23 protein-coding genes are annotated in these 20,893 nt (G+C 63.0%); 13 read left to right on the forward strand and 10 right to left on the reverse strand.

The features are described from left to right. Positions 1 to 2 precede the first annotated feature (2 nt). Together LB516_RS03940 and LB516_RS03945 are read right to left on the reverse strand one after the other, a co-directional pair. On the reverse strand, positions 3 to 974 hold the full coding sequence (locus tag LB516_RS03940) for a glycosyl transferase family 90 (protein WP_140617067.1): 972 nt from the start codon (positions 972 to 974) through the stop codon (positions 3 to 5). Positions 975 to 1,111: 137 nt separating this feature from the next. Beyond that, entirely contained in the window at positions 1,112 to 2,083 is a 972-nt protein-coding gene (locus LB516_RS03945; protein WP_140617068.1) for a glycosyl transferase family 90, read from the reverse strand. Positions 2,084 to 2,278: 195 nt separating this feature from the next. On the opposite strand from LB516_RS03945, the gene LB516_RS03950 reads away from it, so the two are divergent. After that, positions 2,279 to 2,425: a hypothetical protein gene (locus LB516_RS03950; RefSeq protein WP_015318263.1), complete on the forward strand. Its 147-nt coding sequence runs from the start codon at positions 2,279 to 2,281 to the stop codon at positions 2,423 to 2,425. 67 nt (positions 2,426 to 2,492) lie between these two features. Here LB516_RS03950 and LB516_RS03955 read toward each other — a convergent pair whose 3' ends face one another. Together LB516_RS03955 and LB516_RS03960 are read right to left on the reverse strand one after the other, a co-directional pair. After that, complete coding sequence (locus tag LB516_RS03955; protein ID WP_245262889.1) at positions 2,493 to 2,726, reverse strand: DUF982 domain-containing protein; 234 nt, start codon at positions 2,724 to 2,726, stop codon at positions 2,493 to 2,495. Positions 2,727 to 2,856: 130 nt separating this feature from the next. Continuing rightward, on the reverse strand, positions 2,857 to 3,522 hold the full coding sequence (locus LB516_RS03960) for a GntR family transcriptional regulator (RefSeq protein ID WP_224718979.1): 666 nt from the start codon (positions 3,520 to 3,522) through the stop codon (positions 2,857 to 2,859). Between the two features lie 115 nt (positions 3,523 to 3,637). On the opposite strand from LB516_RS03960, the gene LB516_RS03965 reads away from it, so the two are divergent. Both LB516_RS03965 and LB516_RS03970 read left to right on the forward strand, forming a co-directional pair. Then, entirely contained in the window at positions 3,638 to 4,891 is a 1,254-nt protein-coding gene (locus tag LB516_RS03965) for a multidrug efflux MFS transporter (protein WP_140617069.1), read from the forward strand. 32 nt (positions 4,892 to 4,923) lie between these two features. Then, positions 4,924 to 5,286, forward strand: a complete 363-nt coding sequence (locus tag LB516_RS03970) for a DUF423 domain-containing protein (protein ID WP_140617070.1) — start codon at positions 4,924 to 4,926, stop codon at positions 5,284 to 5,286. A gap of 15 nt (positions 5,287 to 5,301) precedes the next feature. On the opposite strand, the gene LB516_RS03975 is transcribed toward LB516_RS03970, so the two are convergent. Continuing rightward, positions 5,302 to 5,451: a hypothetical protein gene (locus LB516_RS03975; protein ID WP_181171193.1), complete on the reverse strand. Its 150-nt coding sequence runs from the start codon at positions 5,449 to 5,451 to the stop codon at positions 5,302 to 5,304. Between the two features lie 60 nt (positions 5,452 to 5,511). Next, positions 5,512 to 5,655, reverse strand: coding sequence for a hypothetical protein (locus tag LB516_RS03980; RefSeq protein ID WP_015318269.1), 144 nt, complete (start codon positions 5,653 to 5,655; stop codon positions 5,512 to 5,514). Between the two features lie 164 nt (positions 5,656 to 5,819). Between LB516_RS03980 and LB516_RS03985 the strand changes: the two genes are divergently transcribed. Then, positions 5,820 to 6,896 (forward strand): substrate-binding domain-containing protein, encoded by a 1,077-nt coding sequence (locus LB516_RS03985; protein ID WP_015318270.1) that lies wholly within the window; start codon positions 5,820 to 5,822, stop codon positions 6,894 to 6,896. Between the two features lie 18 nt (positions 6,897 to 6,914). On the opposite strand, the gene LB516_RS03990 is transcribed toward LB516_RS03985, so the two are convergent. Then, a complete protein-coding gene (locus LB516_RS03990; RefSeq protein ID WP_224718980.1) occupies positions 6,915 to 8,111 on the reverse strand; it encodes an OpgC family protein in 1,197 nt (398 codons plus the stop codon). A 201-nt stretch (positions 8,112 to 8,312) separates the two neighbouring features. Here LB516_RS03990 and LB516_RS03995 point away from each other — a divergent pair, with 201 nt between their 5' ends. Next, a complete protein-coding gene (locus LB516_RS03995; RefSeq protein WP_224718981.1) occupies positions 8,313 to 8,972 on the forward strand; it encodes an alpha/beta hydrolase in 660 nt (219 codons plus the stop codon). Between the two features lie 27 nt (positions 8,973 to 8,999). On the opposite strand, the gene LB516_RS04000 is transcribed toward LB516_RS03995, so the two are convergent. Continuing rightward, complete coding sequence (locus LB516_RS04000) at positions 9,000 to 9,620, reverse strand: TetR/AcrR family transcriptional regulator C-terminal domain-containing protein (RefSeq protein WP_224718982.1); 621 nt, start codon at positions 9,618 to 9,620, stop codon at positions 9,000 to 9,002. A 112-nt stretch (positions 9,621 to 9,732) separates the two neighbouring features. Between LB516_RS04000 and LB516_RS04005 the strand changes: the two genes are divergently transcribed. The 5 genes from LB516_RS04005 to LB516_RS04025 all read left to right on the forward strand — a co-directional run bounded on the left by LB516_RS04005 (position 9,733) and on the right by LB516_RS04025 (position 15,431). Next, positions 9,733 to 10,896, forward strand: coding sequence for a TCR/Tet family MFS transporter (locus LB516_RS04005; protein WP_140617253.1), 1,164 nt, complete (start codon positions 9,733 to 9,735; stop codon positions 10,894 to 10,896). Positions 10,897 to 11,030: 134 nt separating this feature from the next. Beyond that, entirely contained in the window at positions 11,031 to 12,110 is a 1,080-nt protein-coding gene (locus LB516_RS04010) for a toxic anion resistance protein (RefSeq protein WP_140617075.1), read from the forward strand. A gap of 11 nt (positions 12,111 to 12,121) precedes the next feature. Beyond that, positions 12,122 to 13,693: a substrate-binding domain-containing protein gene (locus LB516_RS04015; protein ID WP_411969380.1), complete on the forward strand. Its 1,572-nt coding sequence runs from the start codon at positions 12,122 to 12,124 to the stop codon at positions 13,691 to 13,693. A gap of 11 nt (positions 13,694 to 13,704) precedes the next feature. After that, a complete protein-coding gene (locus LB516_RS04020) occupies positions 13,705 to 14,322 on the forward strand; it encodes a 5-bromo-4-chloroindolyl phosphate hydrolysis family protein (protein WP_140661926.1) in 618 nt (205 codons plus the stop codon). Beyond that, positions 14,322 to 15,431, forward strand: coding sequence for a hypothetical protein (locus tag LB516_RS04025; RefSeq protein WP_224718983.1), 1,110 nt, complete (start codon positions 14,322 to 14,324; stop codon positions 15,429 to 15,431). The genes LB516_RS04020 and LB516_RS04025 overlap by 1 nt, the downstream gene beginning before the upstream one ends. A 1-nt stretch (position 15,432) precedes the next feature. Here LB516_RS04025 and sthA read toward each other — a convergent pair whose 3' ends face one another. After that, entirely contained in the window at positions 15,433 to 16,821 is a 1,389-nt protein-coding gene (sthA, locus tag LB516_RS04030; protein WP_015318273.1) for a Si-specific NAD(P)(+) transhydrogenase, read from the reverse strand. A gap of 204 nt (positions 16,822 to 17,025) precedes the next feature. On the opposite strand from sthA, the gene LB516_RS04035 reads away from it, so the two are divergent. From LB516_RS04035 to LB516_RS04045, 3 genes are all read left to right on the forward strand, one after another. Then, a complete protein-coding gene (locus tag LB516_RS04035) occupies positions 17,026 to 17,496 on the forward strand; it encodes an RDD family protein (RefSeq protein WP_015318274.1) in 471 nt (156 codons plus the stop codon). Between the two features lie 139 nt (positions 17,497 to 17,635). Beyond that, positions 17,636 to 18,394, forward strand: coding sequence for an arginyltransferase (locus LB516_RS04040; RefSeq protein WP_015318275.1), 759 nt, complete (start codon positions 17,636 to 17,638; stop codon positions 18,392 to 18,394). A 131-nt stretch (positions 18,395 to 18,525) separates the two neighbouring features. Next, a complete protein-coding gene (locus tag LB516_RS04045; RefSeq protein WP_224718984.1) occupies positions 18,526 to 19,422 on the forward strand; it encodes a DMT family transporter in 897 nt (298 codons plus the stop codon). A 10-nt stretch (positions 19,423 to 19,432) separates the two neighbouring features. Here LB516_RS04045 and LB516_RS04050 read toward each other — a convergent pair whose 3' ends face one another. Continuing rightward, on the reverse strand, positions 19,433 to 20,641 hold the full coding sequence (locus LB516_RS04050; RefSeq protein ID WP_015318277.1) for an AI-2E family transporter: 1,209 nt from the start codon (positions 20,639 to 20,641) through the stop codon (positions 19,433 to 19,435). Positions 20,642 to 20,893: the final 252 nt, after the last annotated feature.

A 20,893-nucleotide genomic window follows, 5' to 3' on the forward strand; every position in this document is an offset into this window, starting at 1 on the left:
AGCTAGCCGCCGATAAACCGCCAGAGTTCGGGATCGGGTTCGATCTGGCCGCCGAGCACGAAATATTTGTAGAGGACGAGCAAGGAGATCGCATGCTCGTCCCGTTCATTGGAGAATTTGCGGCAATAGGCATTGGCTGCGGCGATGATGCGCTCCGCCGCGGCCGGGTGCGCTTCGAAATAGCGCACTTTTTCGCCGAGATCGGCAAAATCCGGGTCGAGCGGCGCATAGTGGACACCGGCCTCGAGCTGGCTCTCGCCGAACCATGTTTCGTAGGTCGGCGGCGGCATCAGACAGAGCGAGTTGGAATTCATGATCCATTTGAGGTTGGTCGCCACGTCATTGCCCTCCAGCGAGACGATGTAGCGATAGCGCAGGTGCTGGCTGATGCTGAGGAAAGGCTTGCTGTACTTAGCCGGTGCGCTGCGCTTGTGCGAACCGGCATCGCAGAACGGCAAGTCGCGCGCGACATCCAGGAACCGTGTCCTGATCGGGTTGTTGAGGTCGCCGCGCCAGACCACGGCAGGGCGCTTGTCGGCGAAGGCGACGGTATCGACGGGCATGTGGAAGTGGCGGAATTTGTTGAACTTCATGACGACGGCATTGCCGTTGTCGGCGCGGATTGGCCGGTCCTTGACGAGGGTCGGCAGCTTGGGCACGCCGATGACATCGCCGAACTTCAGGTCGATGAGCAATGATCGATCGAAATAGCGGGCAAATTCCTTCAGGTCGTAATAGTACATGCTCGGTTCAAACGGTATCTTGTCGATGCGCACAGCATCCGGGCCTGGTGTAAAAGCGTCCTGCAGCTTGTTGTAGTGATTCAGTCGCCGGCGCACGGCCTCGTCCGAGAGCCTGGCCTGCTGCAGGCGGCTGGCCAATCGCCGCCGGAAGATCGCCTGGGGCGCGATATCGCGCATGACGTTCCGCGCATAGTAGAAGACCTTTGCCGTCGTTCGTTGGAGGGTGGCCATGGACTCTTTTGATCAAAGATAAACGCGGTTGAACAAGTGAAGGTCGGGATGGTTCCCGCAGCATGATTGCCCTACCATCCAGCCACGCATTCCGATAGCGCCCGAATGCGGCTGGCGGCCTCGACCGAGCGCCGCAACTAGCCCGTTATGTAGCGCCACACCTCGGCATCCGGTTTGATCTGGCCCGACAGCACGAAGTATTTGTAGAGCACCAGCAGGGAGATCGTCTGCTCGGTCTGTTCGTCGTCGAATGTCCGGCAATAGGCGTTCGCAGCCGCGATGATGCGCTCCGCCTCCGCCGGATTCCGCTCGAAATAGGCGACGTGGTCCTCAAGGTTCGAGAAATCCGCCGCGAGCGGCACATAGTGGACGTTGGCTTCGAGCTGCCGCTCCGCAAACCATGTCTCATAGGTCGGCGGCGGCATCATGCAGAGCGACTTCGAATTCATGATCCATTTGAGATTGGTCGCCACGTCGTTGCCCTCGAGCGAGACGATGTAGCGATAGCGCTGGTGCTGGCTGATGCTGAGAAAAGGCCTGGCGTATTCGGGCGGTGCGTTCGGCTTGTGCGAACCGGCATCGCAGAACGGCAGGTCGCGCACAGCGTTCAGAAATCTTGTCCTGATCGGATTGTTGAGATCACCGCGCCAGACAACGGACGGCAGCTTGTCGGCGAACGACATCGCGTCAGCCGGCATCTGGAAATGACGAAACTTGTCGAGTTTCATGATGATCGCGTTCTTGTCGTCAGCACAGATTGGCCGGTCCTTGACGATCGAAGGCACCTTGGGGACATTCCTGACGTCGCCGAATTCCAGGTCGATGAGCAGGCCGGGATCGAAGTAGCGGGCGAACTCCTTCAGGTCGTAATAGTACATGGTCGGCGTGAAGGGCAGTTTGCCGATGCGCATGGCATCGGCGCTTGGCGCGAAACCATCCTGCAACTTGTTGTAGTAATTCAGCCTGCGGCGCGCCGCCTCACCGGAAAGCCTGGCCCTTTCGAGACGGCCAGCCAGCCGGGCACGAAACAACGCTTGCGGAGCGACATCGCGCGCGACGTTTCTCGCATAATAGAAAATTTTTGCTGCGGTCCGCGAAATTGTGGCCATCGGTCACTGATCAAAACAAACGGGCGGTTCTCAATTCATTGGCGCCCGCATGTCCTACATCATTGTGGCGCCGATCTGGCAAGCGCCCCATCTCTTCGATGCCGCAGCCACGCATTGTCGCTTCGGCTGTTGTGTTTGACGGCTAATGCTCCTAGGCAGGCTCAGGGCCGCAAGGCAGTCACAAAAGGAGCCGACATGGCGCGAGCACCAAACTACGATCAGGAACGCAAGGAGCGCGACCGCCAGAAAGCGGCCAAGAAGGCTGAAAAGCTGGCGGCCAAGGTTGCCGCGCGCGAACGTACGAAGCCTGAAACCGAGACTGAGACCGAAACGAAGGATTAACGGCATCCGGCCCGCTAATGCGGGCCGAGCCTCAAATCCAATTGTCAGCCCAAACCGCGAGCTAATATCAGGCTGGCGCCTTGTCGCTGATGAAGACATCCACTTCCCGCGCCGCGGCGATGAAAGCGCGCCTGGCATTCATCGCCGGCTTGTCGCCGGCGAGCGCGTCGTGACAGGCCTGCAGCGCCGCACGATGCTTGGGGCTGCGCTTGCCGGGCCAGTTGTTGAGGAGGTAATCGGAAGCCTCCCTTGCCGAACGCAAGAGCTGAGTGCTTCCCGCCGTGACGGATTTGACGGTCACAGGTGTTTCAAACCGGTTGTTTTCCATCGCCGCTCTTACGCCATCGGCTTCCTTGAAGCGAGGCCGAAAGTGCGCTTCACGTCAGACCCGTCTGTTTTTCCGGCCAGCGCGCCGCAGCGCATGGACCGCATTAAGCGGCGACGACGGCAAATCCCCTGGCGCGAAGGCCACGTCGATCGTTGGCAAGCGACGTCACCAGCCGATCACGGCTGCCGACGATGTGGGCCGACAGCAGCCGCGCGGCTTCATCGGCCTGACCGAGGCGTGTCGCGGCAAGAATGGCGCGATGTTCGACCCAGGCACGGCCAAGGGCCGTCTCGTCACGCACTTCCAGCCAGCGGGCGCGCGACAGGCGCGTCATCGCGTCACGAACCGCCCGGAACAGGAATTCGTTGCCGGAGAGCCGCGCCAGCTCGATGTGAAAATCCATGCCGACACGATGCCACTCCTCGCGCGGCGTATTTTCGTCGCAGGAATCGAGCATCGCCTCGATGACATCGATGGCGCTCTTGGTGGCTTGCCCGCACGTCAGCCGCAATGCCGCGATCTCGACCGCCTCGCGATAGACCGCAACCTGCTCGAGTTCGGCCAGATTGATGGGCGAAACGGTCCAGCCGCGCCCGTCCCTGCCGACCAGCCCCTCGGTCTCCAGCCGCAGCAGCGCCGCCCTGACAGGCGTGCGCGAGGCGCCGAATTGGCTTTCGATCCAGCGTTCGGTCAGCCGCTCTCCCGGCCCGATCTCGAGCGCCAGGATCATCTCGCGAAGCTGCCGTTCGACATTCTGCATCTGCGACATCGCGCGCCCTTTCCGAAGCCGCATTGACAGCGGCCGGCGTGAAGTTCATGACGGAGACCAATTTGGTATCCCAAAATGGTATCCGCAACAAGCGCTGATACCGGGCAGGCAGGGCATGACGCAGGAAGACACGCAGCAAAGCGGCTACAACATTCACTGGCGGCGCAATCTCGCGGTCTGTTTCGCGGGCTCGTTCAGCACGCTCATCGCCATGACCCTGCTGTTGCCATTCCTGCCGCTCTATGTCGAACAGCTCGGCGCACAGGGCCACGCGGCAATCGTGCAGTGGTCCGGCGTCGCTTATGGCGCCACCTTCTTCGCCGCGGCCACAGTAGCGCCGCTATGGGGGCGCCTGGGTGACCGCTACGGGCGCAAGGTGATGCTGGTGCGCGCCTCCTTCGGCATGGCGATCTGCATGTCGCTGACGGGCATGGTCGAGACGGTCTGGCAACTGGTTCTGCTGCGCCTGCTGATCGGCTTCGCGGGCGGCTATTCCTCCGGTTCAACCATACTGGTGGCCATGCAGACGCCGAAGGAGCGTTCCGGCTGGGCGCTTGGCGTGCTGTCGGCGGGCATTACGGCGGGCTCGCTGGTCGGTCCCCTGTTGGGCGGCGTGCTGCCGCCGGTGATCGGCATTCGCGCCACCTTCCTCTTGTCAGGCGGTGTGATCTTCCTCGCCTTCCTGGCAACGACCTTCCTCATCAAGGAGAGCCCGCGTCCGAAGCCAGCCAAACCGGTGTCGGCGGCAAAGCCGAAAAGCGGCTGGTCGCAGATCCCGGACAAGCGCCCGGTCGTGGCCATGCTGACCACCGGCATGCTGCTCGCCTTCGCCACAATGTCGATCGAGCCGATCATCACCGTCTATGTGCAGCAGCTCATCGAGGACCAGAGCAGGGTGACGCTCGTCGCCGGCGTTGTGATGTCGGCCGCCGCGCTGGGCACCATCCTCTCGGCGTCTTGGCTCGGCAAGCTCGCGGACCGGATCGGGCACTGGAACGTTGTCGTGGGAGCACTGGCGGTTTCGGCGCTGCTCCTTATCCCGCAGGCTTTTGTCACCAATAGCTGGCAGCTTATCGGCCTGCGTTTCCTGATGGGCCTGGCGCTGGGCGGCCTCCTGCCCTGCATCACCAGTGTCATCAGGCACAACATCCCCGACGGCGTTGGCGGCAACGTGCTTGGCCTGGCGATCTCGGCGCAGTATGTCGGACAGGTCGCGGGGCCACTGGCCGGCGGTTTTGTGGGCGGCCATTTCGGCATGCCGGCGGTGTTTCTCGGCACGTCGGTGCTGATGGCGCTCGGGGCGGCCTACAACTGGATCGTCCAGTCGCGGCGGACGCGGCATATGGCGCTGGAAGCGCGCAAGCCCTGACGCTTGCTGAAGAAAGAAGGAGCACGCCGGCCATGAACCCCGATCCAAACGGCAGCCGCCTCCTCGTGCTTGCCGGCGGCCTCGTCGGCGCGGCGGGGGTGGCGCTTTCGGCGGCCGCCGCCCACCGCGGCGGCGCCTTTACCGGCACCGCCGCGTCGTTCCTGCTGATGCATGCGCCGGTCTTCCTCGCCATCGGCCTTATCGGCGCGAACCGCTGGCTGCGCATCGCCAGCCTCATTCTGCTCGCCGGGCTGCTCCTCTTCGCGGGCGATCTTCTCGCCCGCGATTTCTGGGGCTCAAGGCTGTTTCCGATGTCGGCGCCGATCGGCGGCACCCTGCTCATTGCAGGCTGGCTGGCGATAGCGATCTCGGCCGTGGCACGTCCACGACCCTGAAATGATTGCTTGAGGTCAATCCCGGCGGCGTTCCGGGCGGACCCAAAGGGCACGGCCGCCAACAGCAGGTTTCACCCGCCGTCGCGCTTCCGGTCGCTGTGTGGCCGGTGCGATGCCCCAGTAGTTGCGGTAGATATCTTCGAACAGATGCTTGATGGGATGCATGACTCATCCTCCTTGTCTTTGAATCGATCCAATCGTCGGGCGCGAAAAAAGCCGGTTTGATCAGCTCCGCTTGCGCGCCACCAAGAAGCGAAGATCGCGAACCCATGGGCCCGTCTCACCACGATGCCTGGCCTTGTTGGTGGCTGACCCGATATTCCAGTCGTTGCGGTAGATGTCGGCGAACAGGTAGTTGACGGGATGCATGGCGCTCCTCCCTTTTTGGCCATTCAGCAGAACAAGCTGCCACTTGGATCGATTCAAATCTAGGATCGAAACCGGCGTAGGTCAAGCAAAATTTGAATCGATCCAACGAAAATACTAGATGCGGCGGAAGAACGTGCTACATGGATGTCAGGAGGCACGCACAAATGGCGTCACTCACCGCAGGCAATCGACGACCCGTACGGCTGGCCGACATCGCCAAGGCCGCCGGTGTTTCGCACGGCACCGCGTCCAACGTATTCAGCCGCCCCGAGATCGTGCGCGAGGAGGTCCGCGAACGGGTTCGCGCCGCGGCCGAGGCAATGGGTTATGGCGGCCCCGATCCAAAGGGCAGGCTGCTGCGGGCCGGCAAGGTCAACGCCATCGGCGTGGCCACCGCCGAGCCCCTCTCCTATTTCTTCGACGATCCGTTTGCGCGCGTCATGATGGCGGGCATCTCGCAAGCTTGCGATGCGACCGGAGCCGGCATTTCCCTGGTCTCGGCCGCCAACAACGAGCAGCTTGCCTGGAACATCCAGAGCGCTCTGGTCGACGGCTTCATCGTCTTTTGCATCGAAGGTGGCTCGCGCCTGGTGGAGTTGGCACGTGAGCGCAAGCTGCCCTTCGTCGCGCTCGACCTCGACTCCGAGGACGGCTCGGTCGCCGCGATCGGAGTCGACAACATCGCCGGCGCCGGCATGGCGGCCCGCCATCTCACGGATCTCGGCCATCGCCGCTTCGCCGTCATGGCCCTGCCCTTCGCCGACAACAGGACGGGCCTTGTTTCGGCCGAACAGGTTCGGGCGGCGACCTATGCCGGAACGCGCGACCGCCTCACCGGCTATCTCCGGGAGCTTTCGCGGGTTGGCGTCGACATAACCAAAGTGCCTGTCTACGAGACCGCCAACGACGTGGCGAGCACGAAGGCGGGGCTCGAGACCATCTTCGCCTCCGACACGCCGCCCACCGCCATTCTGGCCATGTCGGACAGAATAGCCCTGGTGGCGCTCGAATGGCTGAGCGCACGCGGGCTGAGCGTGCCTGACGACGTTTCCATCGTCGGCTTCGACGGTGTTCCGGAAGCAGCGGTGTCCGAGCCGCCATTGACCACGATCGCCCAGCCGATTGCCGAGATGGGCCGCCTTGCCGTCAGGGCGATCCTGGAGAGCGACGGGCCGGTCAGCCGGCATCAACTGCCGGTCGAACTGATCGTGCGAGCCTCGACGGCCTCGCCACGCGGCTGAACCGCACGGCCGAACCGCCTACCGATTGGCTCTTGCCATGGCAGTCCCCAAAGGCGCACGAACCGGCGCGGGAACCGTTTGGGCCGTGCGGGCCTTGCCCGAACCGCCGATGGTCGACAGCCATTCGAGATAGAAGGCGAGCGCGAACTGCATGGCGATGCCGGCCGATATCAGCAGGCTGTCATAGACGAGCCCGCCCGGATTGATCAGCGTCATCACCTGCGCGACCATGGCGATCACCGTGCCGGCGATGAAGACCGGCAGCGATCTTTTGCCCAGTATGGCCAGCGGATGGTCGGGGCTGGTGCGGAACAGGTTTGACACCGTCGGCAGGGCGACGACGAGGTAGCTGACCGCCAGGATGTGCAACAGCCGCGGCAACGACAGGAAGGTCTTGTCGAAGCCGCCGATCACCACCGGCAGGTTGAACCACGTTAACTGTCCCCAGAGCGGGCTATGCACCCACACCAGAGCCGCCAGCACATAGGTCGCGGCCGCGCCGACAAGCCAGCGGTTGACCGGAATGACACCGCCGCGCCTGACATGCAGCATGGCGGCAAGGCCGATGTTGAACAGGAACTGCCAGGACAACGGGTTGAGGAACCAGAAACCGGGCTCGGGGTAATTGGGCGGAGCGATCTCCCAAATTCCGGCAACCAGCCATAGCGTGCCGGACACGACAAGCGCCGCGACGGGCCTGGAGCTGACGAACAGGACGAACGCCGGCGCCATCAAAAGCAGCGCTGCATAGACCGGCAGGATGTTGTTGTAGCCGAGCTGATGGCCGAGCGTGACGATGCCGACCAGCACTTGCGGCGTGTTTTTCATCAAGGGCTCGATGTTGATGAGCGTCAGCAGTTCCGGCCGCCTGGCAAACACCGCCACGGCGCAGAACAGGGCCATCACCACCATCGTCGTGACGATGTGGGCGACGTAGAGCACGCCGGCCCGCCGCCACATTTTCAAGGTCGCCAGAAGCCGGCCGCCCGGCCGGAACTTTGTGCCGTAGGCGAGCGCGACCGAAATGCCTGATATCAGCACGAACGCCTCGGCCGCGTCCGAAAACCCGAAATTCTTGTAGGTCAGGGTCTCGAAAGCCGTGCCCGGCACATGGTCGACGAAGATGGTGAGCAGTGCCAGCGCGCGCAATACATCGATACGCGTGTCGCGTTCCAAGATACGCAAATCGCGATCTGGCGAAACAGGGGTAGTCATCGACAAAAGGCCTCAAAGCTGGTTGTTCATGTCCAGCAATGCGACCCCCGACGCACCGCTTCGATTTCTCCCACAGGGAGTGTATCGGCGCAGAAACGGGCCGGAATGAGCCTGGTTCAATCAACTTTCGCGGAGCATGAAAATATTGCGTTTTGAAGCCGGCAAATTGAGCGAAACCTCATATAATCAACGGGATGCGGTATGACTGGCGCCAGTGTCGAAAATGGCCCTCCGATGCTGGATCTAGCCTTTCCTTATCGCCTCCTCGGTGCCGGCAAAAGCGGCCGCGCGTGCCTGTTCCTGCTGCATGGATCGGGTGTCGACGAGACAAGCATGGTGCCGCTGGCGAGGCGCATCGCGCCCGACGCCCCCCTGATCGCGGTACGGGGCCGCATCCCGCAGGAGGACGGTTTTCGCTGGTTCGAGCGAATCACGCCGACGCGCTTCGGCCAGCAAAGCATCCGTGTCGAAACCGCCGCCTTCGCGGCATTCGCAAGCGAAGTCGCCGCGCGCCATGGGCTCGATCTCGCCCACGCGACATTCCTTGGCTATTCGAACGGCGCCAATCTGGTTTCGAGCCTGATGCTGCTCCATCCCGGCATTGTCCGGAGCGCGGCGCTGCTGAGGCCAATGCCGGTGCTCGACAAGGTGCCTTCAACGGACCTCATGGGCACACGGACGCTGATCATTGCCGGGGCGGCGGACGAGACCTACGGGCCTTTCGCGTTGGCGCTGGTGACGCTGCTCAGCCGGCACGGTAGCGAGATCGACGCCCGGATCGTTTCATCAGGCCACGAAATCGGCGACCCGGACGCCGCGATCGTCGAGCGATGGCTGGCCGGAGCTGCGCAGGGAGGCTGACCGCCTTTGCGACCGCTCGCTGCCCAATCAGCGTTTGGCCACCATTCGAACTTCTGCCCCGGCGATCAGCAGGGCGAGCCCGCTTTCAAACAGCGCCTCGTGTCCGCCGGCACGGTAGTGCGCCAAGGCTTCGCGCAAGAGCGGATGATCATGCGCCGCGGCATCCAGCGCTTCGCCACGCCCCGGACCTGACGGATATTCGGCTTGCTCCTCTGTGACACAGCCGACCGTGTAGCGGCCGACCGTCATCAGCAATTCCATGGCTGGAATCGCCGCCATGCCCTCGCCCGCCAGGAATTCCAGCAGCCGCTCGAAGTGCCCGAGCTCTTGCGGATCCGCTTCCGTGCCGGCGTGGACACGCGCGCCGTCGCGATAGGCAATCAGGGCGCTGCGAAAGCTGCGGGCATTCTTGCGCACGAAATCCTGCCAGGTCTCGCCGAGCCGTGGTGTTCGATGCCGATGGCCGCGCCGCAAGATCTCTTCGTTCATCGCGTCGAGCAAGGCGCGCTTGCTCCTGAAATGCCAGTAGAGTGCCGGCTGCTGCACCTTGAGCCGCTGCGCCAAAAGGCGGGTCGACAGCGCATCGATGCCAACCTCGTTGAGCAAGCCTAGCGCTTCGTCGACGATCATCGTCTTGTCCAGTTTCATGCGAATCCGTCTGGTCCTCCAGCTTGCGCCGTGAATTTATCAGTGATAAACCTTCCTTATCAACGATAAATTCCTGAGTCCGATCGTGAAAAGAGCTTATCTCGTCGTCCTGATGGCGATGGCACTGGACGCCGTGGGCGTCGGGCTGATGATGCCGGTGCTGCCGGGCTTGCTGCGCACGGTCGGCCATGTCGACGATATCGGCTGGATTTTTGGCGCCTTCCTGTCGGCCTACGCCGCCATGCAGGTGCTTTTTTCGCCGCTGCTCGGCGCCCTGTCCGACCGCTACGGCCGTCGGCCGGTCTTGCTCGTCTCGCTCACGGGATCGATGGCGGACTATCTGTTCATGGCCTTCGCGCCAACACTGCCGCTGCTGTTCGTTGGCCGGCTGATCGCGGGCGTCACCGGCGCCAGCATGGCGGTAGCTTCCGCCTACATGGCAGATATCAGCAGCCAGGATCGTCGTGCTCGGGGTTTTGGCCATCTCAACGCCGCCTTTGGCGTCGGCTTCATAGCCGGTCCGGCGCTCGGTGGCCTGCTTGGTGACGTTTGGCTACGCACGCCCTTCCTGGTTGCGGCAGCACTCAACGGGATCAACCTGGTACTGGCTTTCTTCCTGCTGCCGGAACCGAAGCGCGCGGGCGGCGCAAGCGAAATGCCGTCTTTCAACCCGCTGGCGCCGTTGCGTTGGGCGCTGACTTTCCCGGCCCTTTTGCCGCTGCTTGGTGCCTTCGCCGTTCTTGCCCTGGTCGGCGAAGTCGGCGGCACCATCTGGGTGCTCTATGTCCAAGGCAAATTCGCCTGGGACCTGTTCACCGTCGGCATCTCGTTGGCGCTGTTCGGGCTCTTCCATGCTGGAGCCCAGGGTTTTGTTGCCGGGCCGATCACCGAGCGCTGGGGCGAGAAAGCAGCGCTGATCATCGCCATCCTCGCCGACAGCACGGCCTATATATCGATAGCGCTGGCCTGGCAGGGCTGGATGGCCTTCGCCCTGCTGCCGCTGTTCTGTCTCGGCGGGATCGGAGCTCCGGCATTGCAGTCGCTGTTGACCTCACGCGTCGGCGCCGACCATCAGGGACGGCTGCAGGGCGTGCTCACCAGCATGACCAGCCTGGTCTCGGTGTTCGGGCCCTTCATCATCGCCATGCTCTATTTCCGCACGCGCACCGTCTTTCCCGGCACAGTCTGGATCGCGGGGGCGGCGCTTTATGTGCTGTGCCTGCCATTGCTCCTGCGAACCGGGTCATCTCCAGCCGTGCGGGAGGCCGCCGAATAGATATTTCTTGACGCTAGGCCGGAAGACGGCACTGTTCACCGCCGAAAACGGCCTCGGACTACCGTTTTCCACAGCGGCGACATATCACTGTCACAGATTACCTATCGAGATGCTGTTACCGAGGGGAAGTCTGCATGGCCGACAAGAACAGCATCACTCTGCTCGACGATACTTCGACGTTGCCGGCAATCGTAGCCGATCCGTCCGACATCGCCAGAATCGAAAGCACGATCGACGTCAGAGACCGTGCCGGCATTTCTGTCTATGGCGACCGTGCCCAGCAGGCAGTCAGCGACTATGCCGACAAGATATTGTCCCAGTTGCGCAACCGGGACCTCGGCGACACCGGCGATCTCCTGACCGACATCATCATGAAGGCCAAGAATCTCGATCCGGCCTCGCTCAAGGACCAGGGTTTCCTCAGCGGCCTGTTCTCCTCGTTCAAGGCGCGGCTCGAGCGCTTCAAGGAGAAATACGAGGACGTGGCGGGACAGATCGATCGCATCGGCCTCGAACTCGACCGTCACAAGGACACGCTGCGGCGCGACATTGCCGTGCTCGACGACCTCCATGAGCAGACCAAGGGCTCCATCCTCAAGCTCGATGCCTATGTGCAGGCCGGCAAGAAATTCGTCGATGACTACCGCGCCAACGAGTTGCCGAAGCTGAAGGCCGCGGCGGATACCGCTAGCGGCGACACTGGAGGCACGCTGGAGGCGCAAACCTATCAGGACGCCGTGCAGGCGCTCGACCGCCTGGAAAAGCGGATCTTCTACCTGGTGCAGGCGCGCCAGCTCGGCATCCAGCAATTGCCGCAGATCCGCATCGTCCAGTCGGGCGACGAGACGCTGATCGAGAATTTGCAAGCAACCTCGGCGCTGACCGTGCCGGCATGGAAGCAGAAGATGGTCATCCTGCTTGGGCTGACCAACCAGAAGTCGGCGCTCGAACTGCAAAAGACCGTGACCGACGCAACCAACGAGATGATCCGCCAAACGTCGAAAATGATGAAGGACCAGGCGATTTCGGTCGAGGAACAGGCGCAGCGCGGCATCGTCGACGTCGAGACACTGGCGCAGGCCAATCGCGATCTCATCGACACGGTACAAGGTGTGCTGAAAGTCCAGCAGGAGGGCCGCCAGAAGCGGGCCGACGCCGAAAAACAGATGGACCAGATGACGATCGACTTGAAGAAAGCGCTGACCCAGTCCTGATCGGAACCGCCATGCCGAAGACGCTGACGTCCGTTCTGCTGCTCGCCTTCGCGATGTTTTTGACGGCCTGCAATTCCAGCCAAGTCCAATTCTCGATCGTCTCCGGCTCCGAGAATACGGTGCTGGAGCCGATCGTCCAGGAATTCTGCGCCAAGCAAGGCGCGACCTGCACCATTTCCTATCAAGGCTCGCTCGACATCGGGCTCGGACTGCAAAAGCCTGGCGGCCTCGACAAGGATGCGGTTTGGCCGGCCTCCAGCGTCTGGGTCGACCTGTTCGACAGCGGCCGCAAGGTGCGCAACCTGACGTCGATCGCGCAGATGCCGGTCATTCTGGGCGTGCGCAAATCCAAGGCCACCGAACTCGGCTGGGTCGGCAAGCCGGTCTTCATGAAGGACATCCTGGCCGCGGTGAAGGACGGCAACCTGAAATTCCTGATGACGTCGGCGACGCAGTCCAATTCGGGCGCCAGCGCCTATCTCGCAATGCTCTCCAGCGCGCTCGGCGGCAAGGAGGTGATCGAGCCGGGCGACCTCGACAATCCCGCCGTGCACGATGCGGTAAGTGCCTTGCTGCAAGGCGTCGAGCGCTCGTCCGGTTCGTCGGGCTGGCTCGCCGATCTCTACGTCGACAGCGCCGGCAAGGGCACCGTCTACGACGCGATGTGGAACTACGAGGCGGCGCTGAAGGAGACCAACGACAAACTCAAGCAGATGGGCAACGAGCCGCTCTATGCCATCTATCCGGCCGACGGCGTCGCTGTCGGCGACTCGCCGCTGGGTTTCATCGATCATGGACGCGGAGCCGATGTCGAAAAATTCTTCACCGACCTTCTCGCCTATCTGCAGTCGGACGCGGCACGCAAACGCATCGCCGATACCGGTCGGCGGCTGCCGCTCGGCGGCGCGGCCATCCAGGCCGCCGCCGAGCCGGATTGGAATTTTGATCCCGGCAAGCTGGTGACGTCGATCCGCATGCCGGAGCCGGCCGTGATCCGCAAGGCGCTCGACCTCTACCAGGAGGCCTTGCGCAAGCCTTCGCTGACGGCGCTGTGCTTCGATTTTTCCGGCTCGATGGAAGACCAGGGCGAGAAACAGTTGCAGGCCGCCGCCCAATTCCTGTTCACGCCGGAAAAGGCAAGCGAGGTGCTGGTGCAATGGACGCCGTCCGACCGCATCTTCGTGCTGCCTTTCGACGCTGTCGTGCGCGACACATTCGAGGCGAAAGGCGACTCGGCGGGCCAGAGCGAGCTGCTGGCGGACGTTGCCCAGCAACGCGTCGGCGGCGGCACCGATATGTATGCCTGTGCCGACCAGGCCCTGCAGAAGATCGTTGCCACGGCGGATCTTTCGAAATACCTCCCGGCCATCGTCATCATGACCGATGGCCGCACCGATGGCGGCGCGGACCTGTTTCTCGCTCACTGGCGCAACGCCGCCGTGCGCGTGCCGGTCTTCGGCGTCACCTTCGGCGACGCCGACAAGAGCCAGCTCGACAGTCTCGCCAAGGCGACCTCGGCACGGGTCTTCGATGGCAGCGGCGATCTGGCCGGCGCCTTCCGCGCCGCGCGCGGCTACAATTAGAGCCTGCCGGGATGCGTGGCTTGTTCGGCAATGACTGGAACTGGATCGCGGCGGGCGGGATATCTGCGGTGTTGCTTGTCGGCTTGGGTTTTCTGACCCAGTTCCCGTTCCTGGTGTCGGCCATCATCGCGGCCCTCGTCTTTGCCGGACTGGTGTTCGTGCTGGCGCCGCGACAGCTTTTCGAAGGGCTCGACCTCAGCACGCTCAGCGGCAGCAAAGTGGCCTTCGCCCGCGAACTCCTGGCGCAAGCGCAGCCAGCCGCGGACCGGCTGTCGGCAACGGCCGGTTCGATCGCCGATAAGGACATGAAAGCCAAGGTGAAGAACCTGTCCGACATCGCCGCCGACGTGATTTCCAAAGTCGAGACGAAGCCGGAAACCGCGCCCTCGGTGCGGCGTTTCCTCACCTACTACGTGCCGCAGGCGGCGGAAGTGGCGGAAGGCTACGCGACGCTGGCGAACCGGCGTGCACCCAGCCAGGTCCGGCTCGCCAATGTCGGCGCCGTCATCACCAAGCTTCAGGACGCCTTCGTGCATTATGCCGACAGCCTGGCCGACAGCGAACTTGGCACGCTCGACGTCGACCTGCGACTCATTCAGGAGTCGTTGAAAGAGGATATCGGACGCTGATGGCCATTTCGCGCCGCGCTTTCGGACTGGGTCTGCTGGGTGCCGCCGCTGCCGGCACCGGCGGCTATTTGACGCTGAAGGATCGTCCCGGGTTCCGTGGCTATCTTGGCAACAAAGCGCATCTGTTCGGCTTCATCGGCGGCGAGAAGCAGGCATTCCTAGCCGATCCGGACGTCGTGCATGCGCTTGGCGGCTACGGGCTGGAACTCGATGCGCGTGTCGCCGGTTCCGTGGAGATGGTGCGCGAGCCGGCATTGCTCACCCAAAAACCGCAATTCCTGTGGCCCTCTTCCTCGATCATGGTCGACCTAGCGCGCAAGAGCGGTGTCTCGATCCGCAACGACCAGGTCGTGCTCAACTCCCCGATCGTCGTCTACACCTGGGGACCTATAGTCGAAGGGCTGAAGAAGAGCGGGCTGGTCACGGTCGCCGCCAAGGGCGGCTACAACCAGCTCGATCTCAAGGCCTTGCTCGACGCCATTCTGGCCGGCAAGAACTGGGCCGATCTCGGCATTGACGAGCTTTATGGCCGTGCCCGCATCGTCTCCACCGATCCCAACCGCTCCAACTCCGGTTTCATGTTCGCCGGCCTGGTGCTCAGCCTGATGAGCGGCGACGTGGCGACCCAGGAACTGCTTGCCCAGCACGGCGACCAGGCCAAGGCGATCTTCCGCAGCATGGGGCTGAAGTCGTCCTCGTCGGGAAAGCTGTTCGACCAATACATCGCCGGCGGTCTCGGTGCCGAGCCGATGGTGGTGGGTTATGAGAACCAACTGGTGGAATGGGCGCTCGCCGATCCCGCGCGCTGGCAAAGGGTGCAGGCCGGCATGGGCGCCAAGCCCGAGATTCTCTACCCCAGGCCAACCGTCTATTCGGCGCATCCGCTGATCGTCGTCGACCCCTCGGTCGACAGGCTGCTGGAAGCGCTGACCAGCCCAAAGCTGCAAGAGCTTGCCTGGTCGAAACACGGTTTTCGCGGGCCGCTCGGCACCGTCAGCGGCGGCGCCGATGCCGCGATCGCCGGCGTGCGGCCGGCGGAAATCGAGGCGGTGCTGCCGATGCCCTCTGCCGACGTGATGCTGGCGCTGCTGTCGCAGTTGGAAGGCTGATCTACCCTCTTCCCATTCTGTTCCAGGCGTCGAGGCCGGCGATCTTGTAGGCCTCGGCCAGGGTTGGATAGTTGAAGGTGTTGTTGACGAAGAAGTCGACCGTGCCGCCGAGATTGATCACCGCTTGGCCGATATGAATGAGTTCGGTGGCGCCCTCGCCGACAATGTGCGCGCCGAGCAGGCGCCGCGTCTCGATGGAGAACAACAGCTTCAGGAAGCCGGTGTCGACGCCCATGATGTGGCCGCGCGACGTCTCACGGAAGCGCGCGACGCCAACCTCATAGGCGCCGCCGCTCTGACGCACCTGCTCCTCGGACTGGCCGACCGTCGATATCTCCGGCACCGCGTAGATGCCGTAGGGGAAGGTCTCCGGCGGCGCGGGCAGGGTCACGCCAAAAGCATGGCAGGCGGCCACCCTGCCCTGCTCCATGGAGGTCGAGGCGAGGCTTGGAAAGCCGATGACGTCGCCGGCCGCGTAAATGTTAGGCACGCTGGTCTGGAAAGTCTGGGGATCGACCTTGATGCGGCCCCTGGAGTCGGCTTCGATGCCGACCACGTCGAGGCCGAGGCTGCCGACATTGCCGGTGCGGCCGGCGGCGTAGAGCACGACCTCGGAGCGGATGGTGCGGCCATCGGCCAGTTCCACCTCGGCGGCATCCGGCTTGGAGCGGATTTCCTTGACCGCGCTGCCCAGTCTTATCGTCATGCCGCGGTCGCGCATCTGGTGGATGAAATCGTCGACGATCTCCCGGTCGACGAAATCGAGGATGGAGTTGCGCGGCTCGACCAGCGTCACCGGTACGTCGAGCGCGGAAAAGATCGTGGCGTATTCGACGCCGATGACGCCGGCGCCGATCACCGTCAGCGTGCGTGGCAGGCGGTCGAGTTCAAGCATTTCGTCGCTGTCGAAGACACGGGTCTTGTCGAAGGGCACGTCGGCCGGCCGATGCGGCCTGGTGCCCACGGCGATCAGTGCGTTGGCGAAACCGACTTCGCTGTAGTCGCCATTGTCCGATGTCAGGCTGACCTTGTTGGAGCCCAGAAATTTCACCGCCGCGCGCGCGCTTTTGACCGTGTTGCGCATGAACTGGTGCTGCAGCACCTCGACCTCATGGTCGAGCGTCTTGTGCAGGCGCTCGATCAGGTCGCCGACCGAGATATCCTGCTTGACCCGATAGCCGCGTCCATAGAAGCCGCGCTCGCGCCAGCCCGAGAGGTTGAGCACCGTTTCGCGCAGCGTTTTGGAAGGAATGGTGCCGGTGTGCACCGAGACGCCGCCAAGGCGCCGGCCCCGGTCGACCACCAGCACCGATTTGCCGAGTTTGGCCGATTGCACGGCAGCGCGGCGGCCGGAAGGGCCGCTGCCGATGACCAGCATGTCGTAGTCCATATTGCCCCGTCCCCTCGGCGTCTTGTTGCGCCGCAGCAAGCTAACGCCATCCGTGCTGCAAATTCAACCGCTTCGGACCCTCAGCCCATTCTGTCCCGCCTGGCGCCGCGGCGAAACGGTCCGATCTTGATTCCACCATGAGCCTTCACCATTTCTGGTGCGGTGGGGCGCAGGCTAAGCAGGCCCCTGTTACGAGGAAATGACATGAACGCTCGCGTTCTCGACGGCGAAATCATCAACACCCGGCTCGACGATGTCAGGGCTTTTGAAGGCGTGCGCACAAGGCGCATCCTGGCTTTCGTGCTCGACTATCTGATCGTTGGCCTGCTGAGCATTCCGGTCGCCATCCTGGTGTTCTTCCTCGGGCTCTTGACCCTCGGCCTGGGCTGGATGCTGTTCGGCGTCCTGGTGCCGGCAGTCGCCATCCTCTACATCTGGAACACGTTGGGTAGCGCCGACCAGGCCACCACGGGCATGAAGATGATGGGCATCCGCCTCGACCGTCTCGACGGCACCCGCATCGACGGGCTGACCGCGGTCGTCCATTCCGTATTGTTCTGGGCCGGCAACGTCATCCTGTCGCCGCTGGTCCTGCTGGTGACCCTGTTCTCGGACCGCAAGCGCACGCTGCACGATCTTTTGCTCGGCACTGTCGTCAGCCGCACCGGCCGCTGAAACCGCCCTGAAGCAAAGCCGCAGCCCCCTTGAGCGCAAATGTGAAGGTGTTGAGTTGCCCACACCTTCACAATCCTGTTGAATTTTTCGCCGCCGGAGCCAAAGGTAGAGCGATTCGAAGGAGTGTTTCCAAGGCTCGATGACGCAGCACCCGACCCAGTCGCCGCAGTTCTTCCTGACCGCGCCGTCGCCGTGCCCCTATCTCGACGGCCAGTTCGAGCGCAAGGTGTTCACGCATCTGGTCGGCGACAAGGCCTCGGAGATGAACGACCTGCTCACGCAAGGCGGCTTCCGGCGCTCGCAGAACATCGCCTACAGACCAGCCTGCGAGACCTGCCGCGCCTGTGTGTCGGTGCGTATCCTGGCACAGGAGTTCACCGCCAGCCGCAACATGAAGCGCGTGCTGCAGCACAATTCCGACCTCGTCGGCGCCATGCACAACGCCGAGCCCTCGACCGAACAATATTCACTGTTTCGCGGCTATCTCGATGCCCGCCACCGCCGCGGCGGCATGTCCGACATGACGGTGCTCGACTACGCCATGATGGTCGAGGATACCCATGTCGACACCAAGGTGATCGAATACCGGCGGCGCGGACCCGACACCTTCATCACCGGCAAAGGCCAGGGTGAACTCATAGCGGTGGCGCTCACCGACAAGATGGCCGACGGCTTGTCGATGGTTTATTCCTATTTCAATCCCGATTTCGAAAGCCGCTCGCTCGGCACGTTCATGATCCTCGACCATATCGCCCGTGCCAAGGCGATGGGGCTGCCCCATGTCTACCTTGGCTACTGGGTCAATGGTTCGCGCAAGATGAATTATAAGATGCGCTTCATGCCGCAGGAGCATCTCGGCCCAAAAGGCTGGGAGCGCTATACCAACGAAGCGGTCTGACGCTGAGTTTTCCCCCGATCCACGCTTAAACTGTTTCAAGGCAGGGGATGCTGGTCTTTCAGCCGCTCGGCTGGAGAGAGTGCGCGCTTGCGCCGACCGGCCGCCTGCAATTCAATTGCGAAAGTTCCTGCATGTCCTCTCACCATGATCACCAGAAGGGCCTTCTGATAACCGCCATCGGCGGACTGATACTGACCGTCGACATACCGTTGATCCGCCTTGCGGATGGCGGCGCGTGGACCATCCTTTTGCTGCGAACCGGAACCACCTTCATCGCCGCGATGATCATCTGGTCGGTCTGGCGCGCGCTGAGCCGGAATGTCCCGCCGCTTATCCCCGGCTGGTCCGGGCTGATCGTGGCGATATGCTATGGGCTGACCTCGATCACCTTCGTTACCGCGGTCTTCCACACCTCGACCGCCGACCTGGTGTTCATCCTGGCCTTCAACACCGTCTTCGCCGCACTCTTGTCCTGGATATTCCTACGGGAAAGGCCGGGAGCGGTGACGATCGCGGCCATGCTGGTCATGATCCTCGGCGTGCTGGTCATCGTCGGCGGTTCGGTTGGCAGCGGCAAGCTGTTCGGTGATTTCATGGCGCTGTGCTCGGCTTTCTTCATCGCGGTGGCCATCACCCTCTCGCGAGCCAGCGGCAAAGATATGGGATTCACCTCGCTGATCGGCGTCCTTCTGCCGCTTGGGCTGGCGGCCTTCATGGTGAGCGGCGAAGGCTTTCACGTAAACGCGCCATGGTGGATCATCTTCAACGGCGCCGTCATCATGCCCATCTCGTTCTTCTGCCTCGCCGCCGGGCCGAAATACATTTCAGGACCGGAAGTGGCGATGTTCTACCTGCTCGAAACCGTGCTGGCGCCGATCTGGGTGTGGATGATCTTTGCCGAGACGCCGACCCGCAACAGCCTGATCGGCGGCGGCATCCTGATCGTCACGCTGGTCGTCCATTCGCTCTGGCAGTTGCATGATGGGCGCAAGCGCCGCGGCGACCTCGCGGTACACCATCCGGCGTAGAGGTCGAGATTCAGGCGCTGGCTTTCTTGACCACGCTGGGTTCGGGCAGGACCTCGATTTGTGGACCGGCTTCGATTTCATTCGGCGGCACGATCTCGTCGGCCAGTTCCACCTCGCGCAGCCACTCGCGCCAGATCGCGACCAGCAGCGCCATCAGCACCGGGCCGATGAACAGGCCGAGAAAACCCATGGTCTTGACGCCGCCGATCAAACCGAAAAAGGTCGGCAGGAAGGGCAGTTTTATCGGGCCGCCGACGAGCTTGGGGCGCAACGTCTTGTCGACGACGAACAACTCGACCGTGCCCCAGATGAACAGCGCCAGGCCGGCCATCGGTGAGCCGCTGGCGGCGAGGTAGATCGAAACCAGGGTGAAGGACAATGGCGCACCGCCTGGGATGAGCGCCATGACGCCGGTCAGCGCGCCGAGCGTCACCGGCGACGGCACACCGGCCAGCCAGTAGGCGATGCCCAGCACAAGTCCCTCGCCGATGGCGATTACCGTCATGCCGGTCACGGTCGAGGAAATGGTCGCCGGCACGACGCGCGAGATCCGTTCCCAGCGGGTGGGCAGGATGCGCTCGCCGAGGCGGTCGATCTGGCCGGCGAAATTCTCGCCGTCGCGATAGGCGAAAAACAGGGCGATCATCATGAACAGCAGCGTCAGAAAGAGGCTGAAAGCGCTGCCGCCTGCGGCGAGCGCACCGCGGTAGATGCTGCCTATATTGGCGCCGCTGACCAGCTGGATCAGTTCGCCGATGCCGCCGGGATGGCCGAGATTGGTCGTCCACTGCTCGTTCAGCCACTCACCCACCACAGGCAGGGTGGCGATCCAGTGCGGCGTCACCGCACCGTGGCGGTTGGTCTCTATCGCCCAGCCGACCCATTCGCGCACCTCGTTGATGGCGTAAGTGCCGGCAAGCGCGATCGGTATCACCAGGAAGGCCAGGATGAACAGGATGGCAAATGTGGCGGCGATGGTTCGGTTGCCGCCGACGCCGACCAGCAGCCGTCGGTAGAGCGGCCAGCTGGCGAAGGCGATAACGAGGGCGGCCAGCACCGGGAACAGGAAGCCGTGGAAAAAATAGACCCCGGCGGCAACGATCAGCACCAGCAGCCAGCGCGCCGCCGAGAGCGGCGGTATGACGGCCGAACGAAGCGGTGTGGACAGCCCGAAGAGGCGCTGCTGCCGTTCCGGCTTCTGGATCTTTGCTTCCTTCAAACGCCCTGTTCTCCCCGGCCCATCCGGTCAGTTATGCACCGATATAGTGCAGCAATCGTGACGATACTCCAAATGGTGATGGCGCAGCTGCCAATCTCCCCGCTCGTGGGGAATCTCCTGCAGGACAGAGGGGGGCGTGAACCTCTGATCTGACCTTAAGGACCGAGAATTGCGAGAGGTGTAGCCAGCCATTTGATGCGCTGGCGGGACAGCGCCTCCTCTGGCCAGCCGGCCATTTCCCCCACGAGGGAG

This window comes from Mesorhizobium sp. CO1-1-7 (assembly GCF_020164885.1).
GTDB lineage: Bacteria > Pseudomonadota > Alphaproteobacteria > Rhizobiales > Rhizobiaceae > Mesorhizobium > Mesorhizobium australicum.